General features: G+C 67.1%; 1 protein-coding gene. It reads left to right on the top strand.

The features are described 5' to 3' along the window. Positions 1 to 7 precede the first annotated feature (7 nt). Positions 8 to 17,809, top strand: a complete 17,802-nt coding sequence (locus KY495_RS22885) for an SDR family NAD(P)-dependent oxidoreductase (RefSeq protein ID WP_219881567.1) — start codon at positions 8 to 10, stop codon at positions 17,807 to 17,809. The last annotated feature ends 77 nt before the right edge of the window (positions 17,810 to 17,886 follow it).

Below are 17,886 nucleotides of genomic sequence, written 5' to 3'. Positions count from 1 at the left end.
ATCGGGTATGGCTGACTTCATCAAGTACATTGTTTCCGAACTGAAAAGCAAACGTCTGCCTAAGGAAAGTGCGCGCTCCCTGCTGGAGCAGTTTGCCCGCGGCGCGGGTGCTGGTCAGTCGGCCTGGTTGCACCCGCTGCTCCACGCCAATACGTCCGATCTGTCCGAACAAAGCTTCAGCTGCTGGTTCGACGGTCACGAGTTCTTCCTGGAGGACCATCGGGTGCGCCTGGGCGGCGATGGCAGCAGCCGCGTGCTGCCGGCCGTGGCGTACCTGGAAATGGCGCGTGCCGCGATCGGCCAGGCGCTGCCGGCACCGGCTGGCAGCTGGCTGGAACTGCGCCAGGTGGCATGGGCCGAGCCAGTGGTGGTGGACGCGCGGACCAAGGTCAGCATCGCCCTGCAGGCAGGCGAAGATGACGAAGTCGGTTTTGAAGTCTACAGCCAGGCAGACGATGGCGAAGAGCGCGTGCACTGCCAGGGACGGGGCAAGTACGTGACGGGGTCGGCCGCCGGCCTTGATCTGGCCAGTCTTGAAGCGCAGCTGGGTGGCGGGACGCTTGCCGGGGAAGCGCTGTACAGCCAGCTGTGGCAGATGGGTCTGGAGTACGGTCCGGCCCACCGCGCGCTGGATAGCCTGGCGCGCGGCGAAGGCCAGGCGCTGGCGCGCCTGGCGGTGCCGGATGCGGCCGCCACGCAGTGGCAGGCATATGGCCTGCATCCGAGCCTGATGGACGGCGCGCTGCAGGCTTGCATCGGGCTCATGGCGCCGGAGGATAGCGGCGCCCAGCTGCTGCTGCCGTACGCGGTGGAGGCAGTGCAGGTGCTGCAGCCATGCACGCGCAGCATGCTGGCCTGGGTGCGGCACGCGCCCGATTCCACGGCCGCACTGCGCAAGCTTGATATTGACCTGTGCGATGAGCAGGGAAGGGTGTGCGTGCGCATGCGTGCCTTCAGTGCGCGCCCGGTCGATGCCAGCGTTCCTGCCGGTCCCGTCACTGCGTGGGCCTCACCGCAATGGTCGGTGCAGGCAGTACAGGCTGGACCTGCGCCGCAACAGCGCCATATCTGGCTGTGCGGCATGCAGCAGATCGACGCGGACCGCATTGGCATGGCCATGAATGCCACCGGCCTGCGCCTGCCAGGTGACGCAGATGATTGCGCCACGCGTTACACCCAACAAGCGACAGGCTGCCTTGACCAATTGCGCACGCTCCTGACCAGCAAGCTGGCCGGCCCGGCGCTGGTACAGATTGTGGTGGAGGATGACGGTGAGCAGGCGCTGGCCGCCGGTCTGGCAGGCCTGCTGCGCACGGCAAGCCAGGAGCATCCCCAGCTGATCGGCCAGCTGGTGCTGGTGCCGCCCGGTCTGGACACGGCCGGGCTGTCGCAACTGCTGCAAGGCGAGCAGGGTACCGAAGCACTGGTGCGCCACCGCGCCGGGCTGCGCGAAGTACAGCGCTGGCAGCAGCACGACTGGCAAGGCGGCGCGGCACCGCTGGCCTACCGCGCCGACGGCGTGTACCTGATTACAGGCGGCCTCGGTGGCCTGGGGCGCCTGTTCGCGCTTGATATCGTGGGCCGCACCGCTGCGGCGCAGGTGGTGCTGACCGGGCGCGCAGCGCTCGATGCGGTGCGCGAGCAGCATATCGCCGCCCTTGGCGCCAGTGGCCGTGTCCATTACCGCCAGCTGGACCTGGAAGACGCGCAGCAGGCAGCTGCCGTGGTAGCGGAAGTCAGCGCCTCGCTCGGCCGGCTGGACGGCATCATTCACAGCGCCGGCCAGCTAGCCGACAGTTTCATCATCAACAAGGACGCTGCAGCCATGCGCGCCGTGCTCGGTCCCAAAGTGGCCGGCACGGTCAACCTGGACCTGGCCAGCCGGGGTCTCCCGCTCGACTTCATGATCCTGTTTTCGTCGCTGGCGTCGGCGTTGGGCAATGCCGGCCAGGCCGACTATGCGAGCGCCAATGGCTTCATGGATCAGTATGCAGGCTACCGCAATGCCCTCGCTGCCCAGGGCCAGCGGCAGGGACTGACGGTGGCGATCAACTGGCCACTGTGGGCCGCCGGCGGCATGCAGATGGACGCCGCAACGGGCGCCGCGCTGCGCAGCCTGGGCATGGAGGCACTGCCGGAAGAAGTGGGAATCGAGGCCTTGCAGCGCGCGGTGGCGCTGGGTCAGGCCCAGGTACTGCTGATGCAGGGGGCGGCCGAACCGGTCAGGCGCGTGCTGGCAGGCCAGCCGCTGGCGGCGCCGCCAGCACGGCCCCCGGTGCAGAGCGCAGCCGTGGCAGCACCGGGCACGCTGGAGGAACCGACCCGTCAATACCTGCGCCGCCAGCTGTCAGATCTGCTCCAGATTCCCCTTGGGCGGATCGACGCCCAGGCCGCGCTGGAGACCTATGGCATGGATTCCATCCTGGCCATGAAGCTCACCCGCGAGCTGGAGAAAACCTTCGGCGCGCTGTCGAAGACGCTCATGTTCGAATACCAGACGCTGGCCGCACTGGCGCGCTACTTCGTCGACGAGCACGGCGCCACGCTGGCCACCCTGTTTGCCCAGCCGGACCAGGCGCCGGTGGCCACCGTTGCTGCGCCGCCTGCCGCCAGCCCGCGCGGGCGCCACAGGCGCGGCCGCCTGCCACAGCCGCATGCCAGTGCTGCGCGCATCGCGCACAACGAGCGCAATGAGCACAACGAGCCGATTGCCATCATCGGCATGAGCGGGCGCTATCCGCAGGCGCGCGACCTGGACGCTTTCTGGCGCAATCTGCGCGACGGCCTCGATTGCGTGACCGAAGTGCCGCCCGAGCGCTGGGACTGGCGCGAGCATTACAGCACCGACCGCAGCGAGCAGCACCGCCACTACAGCAAGTGGGGCGGCTTCATCGAAGGCGTGGACGAATTCGATCCCCTGTTCTTCAATATCTCCCCGCGCGAGGCGCGCTACATCGATCCGCAGGAGCGCCTGTTCCTGCAGCACGCCTGGATGGCGATGGAAGACGCGGGCTACACGCGGGCCGGCCTGCAGCTGGCGCGCGAGGGTGACCTGGCGGGCCAGGTCGGTGTCTATGCGGGCGTGATGTATGGCGAGTACCAGCTCTTTGGCGCGCAGGCCGCCGCCGCGGGTACCACCATGCCGATTGCGAACAGCTACGCCAGCATCGCCAACCGCGTTTCGTATGCCCTGAACCTGCACGGGCCGAGCATGACGCTCGATACCATGTGCTCGTCCTCGCTGACCGCCATCCACCTGGCCTGCCAGGACCTCAAGCTCGGGCGTACCGACATGGCCATTGCGGGCGGCGTGAACGTGACGATCCATCCGCAAAAGTACCTGATGCTCTCGGCCGGCCAGTTCATCTCCAGCGATGGCCACTGCCAGAGCTTTGGCGAAGGCGGCGACGGTTACATCCCTGGCGAAGGCGTGGGCATTGTGGTGCTCAAACGCCTGTCCGAGGCCGAGCGTGACGGTGACACGATCCATGGTGTGATCCGTGGCAGCAGCCTCAATCACGGCGGCAAGACCAATGGCTACACGGTGCCCAATCCGCAGGCCCAGGGCAGCGCAATCGCGCGCACGCTGGCAGACGCGAACATCGACGCGCGCCACGTCAGCTATGTGGAGGCACATGGCACTGGTACCAAGCTGGGCGACCCGATTGAAATTGCGGCGCTGACCCGGGCCTTTGGCCAGCACACGCAGGAAAAGGGCTTTTGCCGCATAGGCTCGGCCAAGTCCAACATCGGCCATTGCGAGTCGGCCGCCGGCATTGCGGGCCTCATGAAGGTGCTGCTGCAGATGCGCCACGGCGAAATCGCCGCGTCGCTGCATGCCGACACCCTCAATCCGCACATTGATTTCGACAAGACCCCATTTGTCGTCAACCGCAGCCTGATGGCGTGGGAGCGTCCCGTGGTGGACGGGCGTGAGATCGACCGCATTGCCGGCCTGTCGTCATTCGGCGCCGGGGGCTCCAATGCCCACATGATCGTGCAGGAATATCGCCGCCCGGCCCACGCTGCGGAACAAGGCGGCGCGCAGGCGATCGTGCTGTCGGCCAGGACCGGGGAACAGCTGGTCCAGCGGGCGCGCGATTTGCTGCACCATGTCGAGCAGGAAGGCGACGCGCTCGACCTTGCCGCCGTCGCTTACACCCTGCAGGTGGGGCGCGAGGCCATGGATGAACGGCTCGCCATGGTGGTGGACAGCGCGGCGCAACTGCGCGCCCAGCTGGCCGCTTTCGTGCAGGGTCGTCAGGAGCAGGGCGAGATGTACCGCGGCCAGGTCAGGCGCAACGGCGAGGGCCTTGGCCAGATTGGCCAGGACGATGATATGGCAGAGGCGATCGACAAGTGGATTGCGCGCCGCAAGCTGGGCAAGCTGCTGGAATTGTGGAGCAAGGGGCTGGACCTGGACTGGTCGCGCCTTTACAGCGGCACTGCCCCGCGCCGCGTGAGCCTGCCGAGCTATCCGTTCGCGCGTGAACGCCACTGGATCGACTTGTCGCTGCTGGGTGAGCGCAAGGCCACCGCAGTCCTGCATCCCCTCCTGCATGCCAATACTTCGGACATGCTCGAGCAAAGCTACAGCAGCTGGTTTGACGGACAGGAGCCGTTCCTGGCTCACCACCAGGTGAGGATCGACGGCGCCGGCAGCCGCAAGGTCCTTCCCGCCGTCGCTTACCTCGAAATGGCGCGCGAGGCAGTGCGCCTGGCGGTGCCGGCTGTGCCGGGAATGTGCCTGGAACTGCGGCAGACCGTATGGGCCCAGCCGGTGCTGGTCGATGGTCCCACCAAGGTCAGTATTGCGCTGCAGGCGGGCGCGCCGGGCGAGATTGACTTCGAGATTTTCAGCGAGGGGCAGGACGGTGATGAACGGGTCCACTGCCAGGGTCAGGCGGCTTATGTGGAGGCCGGTCTGCATGCACTGGACCTGCCGGCGCTGCAATTGCGGATGCAGGGCGACGCGGTACCGGCTGATGCACTGTATGCCCGGCTGCGTGCGATGGGACTGGAATACGGCTCGGCGCACCAGGCAGTAACTTCGCTGGCGCGCGGCCAGGGCGAGCTGCTGGCACGGCTTCAGCTGCCGCGTGAACTGCAGGGTGCAGCGTCTGCCTATGTCCTGCATCCGAGCATGCTCGATGCCGCGCTTCAGGCGTGCATGGGTTTGCTGTCTGAGCAGGATGGTGCGCCGCTGATGCTGCCATACGCCCTTGCATCGGTACGCGTGGTAGCGGCGTGCTCGGAGCGCATGCTGGCCTGGGTACGCGAGAGTGCAGGATCCGGCGCTGCCATGCGCAAGCTCGATATCGACCTGTGCGACGAGAGCGGCCAGGTCAGCGTGGAACTGCGCGGCTTCAGCGTACGCGCGGTAGAAACCGGGGCGCCTTCGCTGTTGTGGGCAGTGCCGGCCTGGGAAACTGCGCGGCCGGCCGCCGCGCCGGGCGTGCAACAGCGTCAGGTCTGGCTGCTGCAGATGCCACAGCTTGACGCGAGCGTGATGGAAATGGGGCTGCCATCGACCCGGTGCACTCACTTGCACAGCGCTGCCGGGGATGCAGCGGGGCGCTACCGCGAACTGGCCATGGCCTGTTTCGCACAGCTGCAAGGCTTGCTGCACGGCGGCGTTCACGCATCGACCCTGGTGCAGGTGGTCGTGCCGGACGCGGACGGCGCGCTGCTGGCAGGCCTTTCGGGTCTGCTGCGCACGGCCAGCCAGGAAAATCCGCACGTGCTCGGCCAGCTCGTGCTGGTGGAGCCGGGAATGGACGCAGCCGCGCTGGCGCAGCTGCTGCGCAGTAGCGGCAGCGAGCCACTGGTGCGCTACCAGGGTGGACGGCGCGAAGTGCGCACCTGGCAGGAGCAGCCAGGGCGGGATGCGCCGTGGCCGGTCGGGTTTCGCGAGGATGGCATATACCTCGTCACTGGTGGTCTCGGTGGGCTGGGGCAGCTGTTTGCGCGCGATATCCTCGCCAGCACGGCGCGCGCCCAGGTGGTGCTCACCGGGCGCGGCGCGCCCGATGGGCGCCAGTCTCAGCTCGATGAGCTGGGCGGCGCAGGCAGGGCGCATTACCGCCAGCTGGATGTGGAAGATGCGGGCGCGGTCGCGGCGCTCATCGCCGCCATTGGGCGCGAGCTGGGCCCGCTGGCCGGCATCCTCCACAGTGCAGGGCAGGTAGCCGACAGCTTCATCCTCAACAAGACCGCCGCCCAATTCGATGCCGTGCTTGGGCCCAAGGTGGCAGGTACTGTCAACCTGGATGCGGCAAGCGCCGACCTGGCGCTGGACTTCATGGTCCTGTTTTCATCACTGGCCTCTGCGCTTGGCAATGCCGGCCAGGCCGACTATGCCAGCGCCAATGGCTTCATGGACCAGTATGCGGCGCACCGCAATGCCATGGTGGCGCGCGGTGAACGCCAGGGGCGCACGGTTGCCATCAACTGGCCGCTGTGGGAGCAGGGCGGCATGCGGCTGGACCCGGGCAGCGTCGCACTGCTGCGCGCCGGCGGCATGGTCCCGCTGCAATCGCGGGTGGGCCTGCTAGCCTTGCACGGCGCCCTCGCGCTTGGCGCAAGCCAGGTGCTGGTCGTTCAGGGCGAGCTGGTCAAGCTCCGCTCCATGCTTGCTGCCCCGGCGGAGCCGCCGGTGGCAAGCGCGTTGGCGGCGCCAGCCATGTCCGGCGCTGCTCTCGAAGAACGGACCCAGGATTACCTGCGCAGGCAGCTGGCCGCCATTTTGCAGCTCTCGTCCGGGCGGATCGACGTCCATGCGCCACTTGAGACATACGGCATCGATTCCGTCATGTCCATGAGTCTCGTGCGGGAACTGGAGAAAACCTTCGGCGCACTGTCCAAGACGCTGCTGTTCGAGCACCAGACCCTGGCCGGGCTGGCGCGCTTTTTCATCGGCGCGCACGGCGCGCGCCTGGCCACCCTGTTCGCACAGCCTGTATCGTTGCCGGCAGCGCCCGCGCCGGCGGCACGTTCCCCTGCCAGCGGGCGCAGGAAGTCCGGCCGCAGCAACAGCCAGGCGCGTGTTGCCGCGGCCAGGACTGATGAAGCGGTGGCCATCATTGGCATGAGCGGGCGCTATCCCCAAGCGCGCGACCTCGACGCCTTCTGGCGCAACCTGCGCGACGGCCTCGATTGCGTGACCGAGGTGCCGCCCGAACGCTGGAACTGGCGCGAGTATTTCAGCGCCGACCGCACCGAGCCGGGGCGCCACTACAGCAAATGGGGTGGCTTCATCGAAGGGGTGGACCAGTTCGACCCCTTATTCTTCAACATCTCCCCGCGCGAGGCGCGCTACATCGATCCCCAGGAGCGCCTGTTCCTGCAGCACGCCTGGATGGCGATGGAAGACGCCGGCTACACGCGGGCCAGCCTGCAGCTGCCGCGAGAAGGCGATTTGGCCGGCCAGGTCGGCGTGTATGCAGGTGTCATGTACAGCCAGTACCAGCTGTTCGGGGCGCAGGGGCAGGGCACGCCGGTGGGCGGCAGCACGGCCAGCATCGCGAACCGCGTATCCTACGCCCTGAACCTGCATGGCCCGAGCATGACGCTCGATACCATGTGTTCTTCCTCGCTGACGGCCATCCATCTTGCGTGCCAGGACCTGAAACTGGGCCGGACCGACATGGCCATTGCCGGTGGCGTCAATGTGACCATCCACCCGCACAAGTACCTGACACTGTCGGCGGGCCAGTTTATCTCCAGCGACGGCCATTGCCAGAGCTTTGGCGAAGGTGGCGATGGCTACATCCCCGGTGAGGGCGTCGGCGTCGTGATACTCAAGCGCCTGTCCGAGGCCGAGCGCGATGGCGATACGATCTACGGCGTGATTCGCGGCAGCGGCCTCAATCACGGCGGCAAGACCAATGGCTACACGGTGCCCAATCCGCTGGCCCAGAGCAGCGCAATCGCGCGCACGCTGGCCGACGCCGGGATCGATGCGCGCCACATCAGCTATGTGGAGGCGCATGGCACCGGCACCAAACTGGGCGACCCGATTGAAATCGCGGCCCTGGCCAGGGCGTTTGGCCAGCATACGCAGGACACCGGCTTTTGCCGCATAGGCTCGGCCAAGTCCAACATCGGCCATTGCGAGTCGGCCGCCGGGATCGCAGGCCTCATGAAGGTGCTGCTGCAGATGCGCCACGGCGAAATCGCCGCGTCGCTGCATGCCGACACCCTCAATCCGCATATCGATTTCGAGCAGACGCCCTTTGTGGTCAACCGCAGCCTGACGGCGTGGGAACGTCCCGTAGTGGACGGGCGTGAGATCGACCGCATAGCCGGCCTGTCGTCATTTGGCGCGGGCGGCTCGAACGCACACGTGATCGTGCAGGAGTACCGGCAGCGCACACCGGCGGTGCCGGCCTCCGATGCCCAAACGGTTTTTGTGCTGTCCGCGCGTACCGCTGCGCAGCTGCGCCAGAAGGCGCAGGACCTGCTGGACCATGTGCAGGCGCAGGGCGAAACGCTGGACCTGGCGGCGGTGGCAGCCACGCTGCAGCTGGGGCGTGAGGCGATGGATGAGCGGCTTGGCATCCTTGCCGCCGACGCTGGCCAGCTGTGCCAGCGGCTGGCGGCATTCGTCGCCGGCAGGCACGAGGTTGAAGGCTTGCACACCGGCCAGGCAAGGCGCAGCCGCGACGGCATGGGCCTGATCAGCCAGGACGAAGACATGAAGGAGGCGATCGACAAATGGATCGCACGCCGCAAGCTGGGCAAGCTGGTCGAACTGTGGACCGGTGGGCTGGACCTGGACTGGAGCAAGCTCTATGCAGGCGCGCTCCCGCGCCGCGTAAGCCTGCCGGCCTATCCATTTGCCCAGGAGCGCTACTGGATCGAGACGGCGCCAGCTGCCGCAGGCACCGGCGCCGCGCTGCATCCACTGGTCCACGCCAATACTTCCGACCTGCATGAGCAGGGCTATGCAAGCTGGTTTGAAGGCAGTGAATTCTTTTTGGCTGACCATCAGGTGCGCTTTGGCGGCCAGGCCACGCGCGCCGTGCTGCCGGCGGTTGCGTACCTGGAGATGGCGCGCGCGGCCACTGCCCTGGCGCTGCCGCGGCAGCAGGGGGCGATGGAGCTGCGCCAGGTGGTGTGGGCCCGCCCGCTGACTGTGGCAGGACGCACCCGCATCGACATAGGCCTGCAGGCTGGCGAAGGCGGCGAAGTGGAGTTCGAGGTCTATAGCCGCGATGACGCAGGCCATGAGCACGTGCATTGCCATGGCCGCGCGTGCCATGTGGCGGCGATGGTGCCTGCCGCGCTGGCACTGGCCGAACTGGAATTGCAGATGCAGGGTGGCGTGGTGGAAGCGGAAGCGCTGTACGCACAACTTGCCGCCAGGGGCCTGGAATACGGCGCCGGGCACCGCGCCGTGCGGGCGCTGACGCTGGGCAGCGGCCAGCTGCTGGCCAGCCTGCAGCTGCCAGCGGCGCTGGAAGCCGATAGCGCTGCCTACGTGCTCCATCCAAGCCTGGTGGACGCTGCCCTGCAAGCCTGTATGGGCCTGCTGAGCGAACAGGTCGATGCGCCGCTGATGCTCCCCTATGCCGTGGAGACAGTGTGCGTGTACGGGCCCTGCATCGCGAACATGCGGGCATGGGTGCGTGAAAGCGAAGGCTCGCTTGCATCGCTGCGCAAGCTGGACATCGACTTGTGCGATGAACAGGGCGACGTCCGCGTGCAGCTGCGCGGCTTCAGTGTGCGGGCGGTGGATTCGGAGGTTTCCGGCCTGCTGTGGGCCGTGCCTGTGTGGGAAGCGGCAGCAGCTCCGGCACCGGCCGCCGGGCCGCGCCATGTGTGGCTGCTGGAGCTGCCGCAGGTCGATGTCCTCGCCCTGGAAGCCTTGCTGCCAACGAGCCGCTGCCAGCATATGCACAGCAAGGCAGATGGCACGGCTGCTCGTTTCGCGGCGCTGGCAACGGCCTGTTTTGAGCAGATCCAGGCCTTGCTTCAGTCGAGGCTTGCCGGCCCCACGCTGGTGCAAGTGGTCGTGCCGGACGCCGGCGGCGCACTGCTGGCTGGCCTGGCCGGCCTGCTGCGCACGGCCAGCCAGGAAAATCCCCTGCTGCTCGGCCAGGTGGTGCTGGTCGAAGCCGGCATTGGCGCCGATACGCTGGCCGCATTGCTGGCCAATGAGGGCGCCGACGTCATGGTGCGCTACCACGGCGGGCGCCGTGAAGTGTGCGCCTGGCAGGAGCAGCCTTGGAAAGGCGCAGCCTGGCCGGTGGCCTTGCGCGACGACGGTGTCTACCTTGTCACCGGCGGCCTGGGTGGCCTGGGCCAGTTGTTTGCCCGGGAAATCCTTGGCCGGTCGGCGGGCGCGCAGGTCGTGCTGACCGGGCGCGGCGCCCTGGATGCGACACGCCGGAAGCAGCTGGACCAGCTTGGAGTCCGCGCCCATTACCGCCAGCTGGACCTGGAGGACGCAGGCGCCGTTGCGGCGCTGGTTGACGGCATCGTGCGCGAGCGTGGTCCGCTGGCCGGCATCATCCACAGCGCGGGCCAGGTGTCGGACAGCTTGATCCTTAAAAAGACGGCGGCTGAATTTGACCGCGTGCTCGGTCCCAAGGTCAGTGGCACGGTCAACCTGGACGCGGCCAGCGCACACCTGGCGCTCGACTTCATGGTGCTGTTCTCATCACTGGCTTCCGCGCTTGGCAATGCTGGCCAGGCTGATTACGCTACAGCCAACGGTTTCATGGACCAGTTTGCAGCGCACCGCAACGATCTGGTGGCGCGCGGCGAGCGGCAGGGACGCACGGTGGCTATCAACTGGCCGCTGTGGGAGCAGGGCGGCATGGCGGTTGACGACGGCAGCCTTTCGCGCCTGCGCACACTTGGCATGCAGCCGCTGTCCACCGCCGCGGGCCTGCAGGCGCTGTACGGCGCACTGGCGCAGGGCGCAGCCCAGGTATTGCTGGTGCAGGGTGAACCGGCCAAATTGCGCCGCTACCTGGGACAGGGCCCGCGCTCCGAGCCTCCCGCCGCGGCGGCCTCGCTGCCGGCGCCGCAAGCCGCAGCGCTGGAGGCGCCGGCGCAGGAATTCCTGCGCAAGGCATTGGCAGGTATCCTGCAGATGCCCGCCAGCCGCATCGACGTGCGCGCACCGCTGGAAACCTACGGCATCGACTCGGTCATGTCGATGGACCTGGTGCGGGTGCTGGAGCAGACCTTCGGCCCGCTGTCCAAGACACTGCTGTTTGAATACCAGAGCCTGGAAGCGCTGGCCCGCTACTTCGTGCTTGACCATGCGGCCACACTGGGCCGGCTGTTCCACGCCGGCCAGGCCCCGGCGGCTGCGCCTGCGATGGCGGCACCGCCTGAGCCGGCGCCGGCGGCCCGTACGCGGCGCCGGTTCGCCGCTGCCGATCCAGAAGTCGGCCCGGGACGGGTGGAAGTTGCCATCGTCGGCGTCAGCGGCCAGTATCCGCAGGCGGCCGACCTGGCTGCGTATTGGGAAAACCTCAGTCAGGGCAAGGATTGCATCACCGAGATTCCGGCCGAGCGGTGGGAGCTCGATGGCTTCTATGACGCAGACCGCAGCCAGGCGGGCAAGAGCTATGCCAAGTGGGGTGGCTTCATCAGCGATGTGGACTGCTTCGACCCGCTGTTCTTCGGCATTTCGCCAATGGAGGCAGAGCGCATCGATCCGCAGGAGCGCCTGTTCCTGCAGACCACCTGGAAGGCGATTGAGGATGCCGGGTACAGCAGGCAGCACCTGGCCGGCAGCCGCATGGGCGTATTCGTGGGCGTGATGTGGGCCCAGTATGATCTGGTGGGGCTCGATGCGGCGCACCGTGGCGGCACCGGCGTGGCCGGGTCATCGCACGCGTCGATCGCCAACCGTGTCTCCTACGTGTTCGACTGGCATGGCCCGAGCATGGCGCTCGATACCATGTGCTCCTCGTCCCTGACGGCTATCCATCTGGCGTGCGAGTCGATCCGCAGCGGTGACAGCGATGCCGCCATTGCCGGCGGCGTGAACGTGTCGATCCACCCGCAGAAATACCTGGGCCTGAGTGAAGGTAAATTCCTGGCCAGCGATGGCCGCTGCCGCAGCTTCGGCGCGGGCGGTGACGGCTACGTGCCGGGTGAAGGCGTGGGTGCACTGGTGCTCAAGCGCCTGGATCATGCACTGCGCGACGGCGATCATGTATATGCCGTGATCCGCGCCAGTGGCGTCAACCACGGCGGCAAGACCAATGGCTACAGCGTTCCCAATCCTTCCGCGCAGGGCCAGTTGATCCGCGAGGTGCTGGCACGCGGCGCCGTGGCGCCGTCCAGCGTCAACTACGTGGAAGCGCACGGCACCGGCACGGCACTGGGTGATCCGATTGAAATGAAGGGGCTGCTGGCAGCGTTTGCCGACGCCGGCTGCGCACCGCAGTCCTGCCCGATCGGCTCGGTGAAATCCAACATCGGCCACCTGGAAGCTGCGGCAGGCGTTGCAGCAGTAAGCAAGGTGCTGCTGCAGATGCAGCATGGCCAGCTGGTGCCCTCCCTGCACGCGCAGGTGGAAAACCCCTACATTGATTTTGCTGCCTCGCCGTTTGCGGTGCAAAAGCAGCTGGCCGACTGGACGCCGCGTGATCAGCACGTGCGGCGCGCATGCGTCAGCTCCTTTGGTGCCGGTGGATCGAACGCCCATATCGTGCTGGACCAAGTGGTGCAGCACAGTACACCGGCGCCAATGGCGGCGCCTCAGCTGGTGATCATCTCTGCGCGGGACGCCGCGGGCCTGCGCCGCTATGCGGCGGCGCTGGCCCGCTGGGTGGCCACCCCGGCCGCAGCCAGCCTGGCCGATGTCGCCTACACGATGCAGGTGGGACGCGTGGCTCTCAACACACGCCTGGCCATCGTGGCCAATGATTTCGCCGAGCTGGCAGAGCGCCTTGCACAGTGGCTTGCCCTGCCTGAAAAGACAGGTGGCAAGCAGCTGCCGCTGCCGGACGGCGTGGTGCAGGGCGATGCGCGTGGCCTGCGCGACCAGGTCGGCGACCTGCTCTCGGGCGCCGGCGAAAGCTTTGCAGCCCAGCTGCTGGCACAGCGCGACCTTGCGCGGCTGGCGCAGCTATGGGCACTGGGAGCGGACATCGACTGGCGCCAGCTGCCGCGCCATGCCTCGCCACGGCGTGTTGCGCTGCCTACCTATCCGTTCGCGCGCGAGCGCTACTGGGTGACGCCAGGCAGCGGTGCCGCCATTGTGCAGGCCAAGCCTGCGGGGGGCACGCAGTCAGACAGCCTGCTGTTCTACCGCCCGCAGTGGACGCCGGAGCAAGTTAAAGCGCATGAGCTGCCTGCCGGCCCAATCCTGCTGCTCGGTGTCTCCGGTGGGCTGGCCGATTCCCTGCGCCATACCGGTGCGGCGCTGGTGCACGCATCATGGGGCGATGGGTTCAGCGAAGATGGTGCCGGTTCCTTTGTGCTCAATCCATCCAGCGAGGCGCATTTCGGCCAGCTGCTTGATGCGCTGCGGACGCAGGGACGGCTGCCGGCGGCGGTCATTCATGAAAACGCCTGCTGGAGTGATCATGCACGTCCGCTTGGCGACGCCAGGATGCAAGGTGGCGTGTATGCCTTGATGCGTCTTTGTAAAGTGTGGCAAGTCCAGCGGATTGCTTCAGACTTGCGCATGCTGTCGGTTTCGGTATCCTCGGCGGCAGCGCCAGCGCCATATGGCAGCGCGCTGGGTGGCTTTTTCCGTTCGCTCGCCGCTGAAAATCCCCGTTTTTCCGGTACCACGCTGGAGCTGCAAGTGCACAGCGAGGATCAGCAGCCTGCGTGGACAGCGCTGGCCGGTGCCCTGCTGGCAGAACTGCATGCGACGCCAGGGGCAGTGCGCATGACGCACAACGAAAAAGGAACCGAGCGCCTGGTGCGCTCGCTGCTGCCGTTCACGCCCGCGGCAAGCGAGGCGTTGCCGGTGCGCCAGGGCGGGGTGTACCTGATCACTGGCGGTCTGGGAGGACTGGGCCTGGTATTTGCCAGCTACCTGGCCAGCCAGTTCAAGGCGCGCCTGATCCTGTCGGGGCGCGGCGAAGCGGGGCCGGCGCAGCAGCAGGCCATGGCCGGCCTGTGCGCGCACGGCGCGCAGGTGCGCTACATTCGCGCCGACGTATCGCGCGCCGCCGATGTGGACTCGCTGGTGCGGCAGGCGCGGGAACACTTTGGCGCCATCGATGGCGTCATCCACGCGGCCGGCGTCACGCGCGATGCCTTTGTGCTCAAGAAGAACGCGCAAGACATGGCCCAGGTGCTGGCGCCCAAGATTGACGGCACCATTCAGCTGGACCTGGCTACGCGCGAGGATGCCCTGGACTGGTTCGTGCTGTTCTCGTCGGTGGCGGCGCAAACGGGCAATCCCGGCCAGTGCGACTACGCCTACGGCAACCACTTCATGGACAGCTTTGCACAGCTGCGCGAAGTCTGGCGCCGGCAGGGGCAGCGTTCCGGGCAAACCCTGTCAATCAACTGGCCGCTGTGGATGGAAGGCGGCATGCGGATTGACCCTGCCACCGAGTCCTTGATTGCCCAGGAAACGGGCCTGCGCGCGTTGCCGACGGCCCTTGGCCTGCAGTGCTTCGAAGCGCTGCTCGCATCTGGCGTGGACCAGGCCATGGCAGTTTATGGCGACGCTGCGCGTATCGACGCGCATGTACGGCGGGCCGCCTCAGCTTCGCCGGCGCCTTCAACAACCGGCGACGGTCCCGGCGCCGGTTCCCTGCTGGGCCACACCGAACGCTTCCTGCAGGCGCTGGTGGGAGAGGAAATCAAGCTCGATCCAGCCCACGTCGATACAGGCGAACGCTTCGAAGCCTATGGCTTCGATTCGGTCATGGTGGCGCGGGTGCACGCGCGCCTGGAAGAGCACTTTGGCGCACTGCCCAAGACACTCTTGTTCGAGCGTGAAACGATCGCGGAGCTGGCCAGTTACCTGGTTGGCGCCGCCGGCGCCGCTGTCACGCGCATGTTCGGCGCGCAGGATGCTGGTCCGGTTCCCGCCGTGGCCGCGCCGGTGCCAAAGGAGGCGCGGCCAGTCCAAACTGCGGCGGGCGAGCTGGAGCCGATTGCGATCATCGGCATCCACGGCCGCTACCCTGGTTCGCCGGACCTGGAAGCGTACTGGAACAATCTCAAGCAAGGAAACGATCTGGTGGAGCTGGTCCCGGCCGAGCGCTGGGATTACGCTGCCCACTACGACGCCGATTCGCAGGCTGCGGCTGCCGGCAAGATCTACTGCAAGTGGGGCGGCTTTGTCGACCATGCCGACAGGTTCGATCCGGCCCTTTTCAACATGACGCTGGACGAAGCGCGCTCCACCGATCCACAGGAGCGTCTGTTCCTGCAGTCGGTCTGGTCGGCGCTGGAAGATGCTGGCTACAGCCGCGAAGCCCTGCGCGCGCGCCACCCGCGCGGCAAGGGTGCGGCCGTGGGCGTGTATGTGGGTGTGACCACCAATACCTACAACCTCAATCTGTCCGGCCCGGCGCCGGAGGGCGTGGTCACGCCGAGTGCCTTGCCGTGGTCCATCGCCAACCGCACCTCATACGTGTTCGATTTTGAAGGCCCGAGCATGCCGGTCGATACTGCCTGTTCCTCATCCCTGGTGGCCATTCACCTTGCCTGCAACAGCCTGCGCAGCGGCGAATGCGAGGTGGCAGTGGCAGGCGGCGTCAATCTGTACCTGCATCCTTCCAAGTACCAGTCGCTATGTGGCCGGCGCATGGTCTCGGGCGATGGCGTCAACCGCAGCTACGGCGCCGGCGGCGACGGCTTCGTACCGGGCGAGGGCGTGGGCAGTGTGATTCTCAAGCCAGTTAGCCGTGCCATTGCGGACGGCGACCGGATCTACGCCGTTATCCGCGCCAGCGCCAGTGCGCATAGCGGGCGCTCGAATGGGTATTCGGCGCCAAGTCCGAATGCCCAGGCCAGCCTGATTGAGCACACCCTGGCACAGGCCGGGGTCGATCCGGCGTCCGTCGGCTATGTCGAAGGCCACGGTACCGGCACGCCACTGGGCGATGGCATCGAGGTGGCGGCGCTGACCAAGGCATTCCGGAGCGACGCCGTGCGGCCGCAATCGTGCCCGCTCGGTTCCGTCAAGGCCAATATCGGTCACGCGGAGTCGGCGGCCGGGATCGCCGGTCTGACCAAGGTGCTGCTCCAGATGCAGCACGGCCAGCTGGCGCCAAGCCTGCACGCCGACGAGCGCAATCCCAACATTGAATGGGACGATTCCCCGTTCTACCTGCAGCGCACCCTGGCCGGGTGGCACAGCGAACCAGCGCGGCCGCGCCGTGCCCTGGTCAATTCCTTTGGCGCGGGTGGGGTCAATGCCTGCCTGGTGCTGGAACAGTACCTGCAGCCAGCCTGTCCGGCGGCCGACGATGGCCCGGTCGTGTTCACCCTGTCGGCGCGCAGTACCGGCACCTTGTCCACGTACGCCGGCCTGTTCCTGGACTACCTGGAACGGCATCCACAGACCGACCTGGCAGCCATCTGCCACACCTTGCAAACGGGGCGCGAGGCCATGCAAGAGCGGCTGGCAGTGGTGGCGTCCAGCCACGCGGAGCTGCGCGCCCGCCTGCTGGCCTGGCAGCGCGACGGGCACGCCGATGGTGTCCATCACGCCCGCGCGGAGAAAGGCAGGGCGCGCGCCAAGCAGCCGCCCGTGGCCGCCCATGGCGCCGCGGCTTCACAGCTGCATGCGCTGGCCAGGGCATGGGTGGAAGGTGCTGCCGTGCAGTGGGCGCCGCTGTATGGCGCCAGGCCACCGCTGCGCGTGAGCCTGCCGACCTATCCGTTCGAGCAGCAGCGCTGCTGGTTCGCGGCCGAGGGGGCAGCCGCCGCCGCGCCCGCGCCCGTGCCCGCGCCGGTGCCTGCCATTGCCAGCAGCGGGCTGCACCCCATGGTGTCGCACAATGCGTCCACGCTCACGCAGGTGAGCTTCAGCTCCCTGCTGCCCGATACCGCGTTTTACGCCGTTGATCACGCCGTGGATGGCGCGCCGGTGCTGCCCGGGGCGGCCTGCATGGAGATCGCGGTGGCCTGCGGCACACTGGCGGCAGAACGGCCAGTCGTGGCCTTGCGGGACATTGTGTGGATTCGGCCGCTCAGTTTTGCCGACGGATCGCAGACGCTGCGCACCATGCTCACGCCGGTCTCCGACGGCGTCGAGTTTGCCGTTACTTCCATGGGCGCGGACCACGAACGCATCGTGCACGCGGAAGGGCGCCTTCTGCTGGAGGGGGCCACCACCCCGGCCGCGGCGGGCAGCGCCCCAATCGCCCTGGACGAACTGGAGAGCGCTTGCACGGTGCACTACGGCGGCGCCCAGTTCTACGAGCAGATGGCGCGCGGCGGCCTGGTGTACGGCGACTCGTTCCACGTGATCCAGGAAGTCCATATCGGTGAAGGCTATGCTTTGCTGCGCCTTGCCTTGCCGGCCGCGCTGCTGGACGGATTTGGCGACTACACCTTGCATCCGGCCCTGCTCGACGGAGCCCTGCACAGTGTCGCAGCCCTGCTGGTGGACCAGGGCGGCCCGTTCCTGCCATTTGCGCTGGACGGGCTGGACCTGGTCCGCCCGATGACGCCCGAATGCTACGTGCTGGTGGAGTATGCCGAGCAGCCCTCAAGCGCCCGCCAGGATATTCGCAAGCTCAATGTGCAGGTCTGCAATGCGCGTGGCGAGCTCTTGATCAGCCTGGAAAAGCTCTATCTGAGGCAATTAAACGACAGTTTGACGAGTGCGCCATTGTCCATGGACGTGGTCGAAATGTAAGTGTATATTGATAGAAACATTGATTCTTTTGCACGTCTGCGCAATTGCGTCCGGCCCCACGAAACGCTTGAGGTATG

The organism is Massilia sp. PAMC28688, assembly GCF_019443445.1.
Lineage (GTDB): Bacteria > Pseudomonadota > Gammaproteobacteria > Burkholderiales > Burkholderiaceae_D > Telluria_A.
Note: the sequence above shows the minus strand (reverse complement) of the source record. Positions and strands in the feature narration are given on the sequence as shown.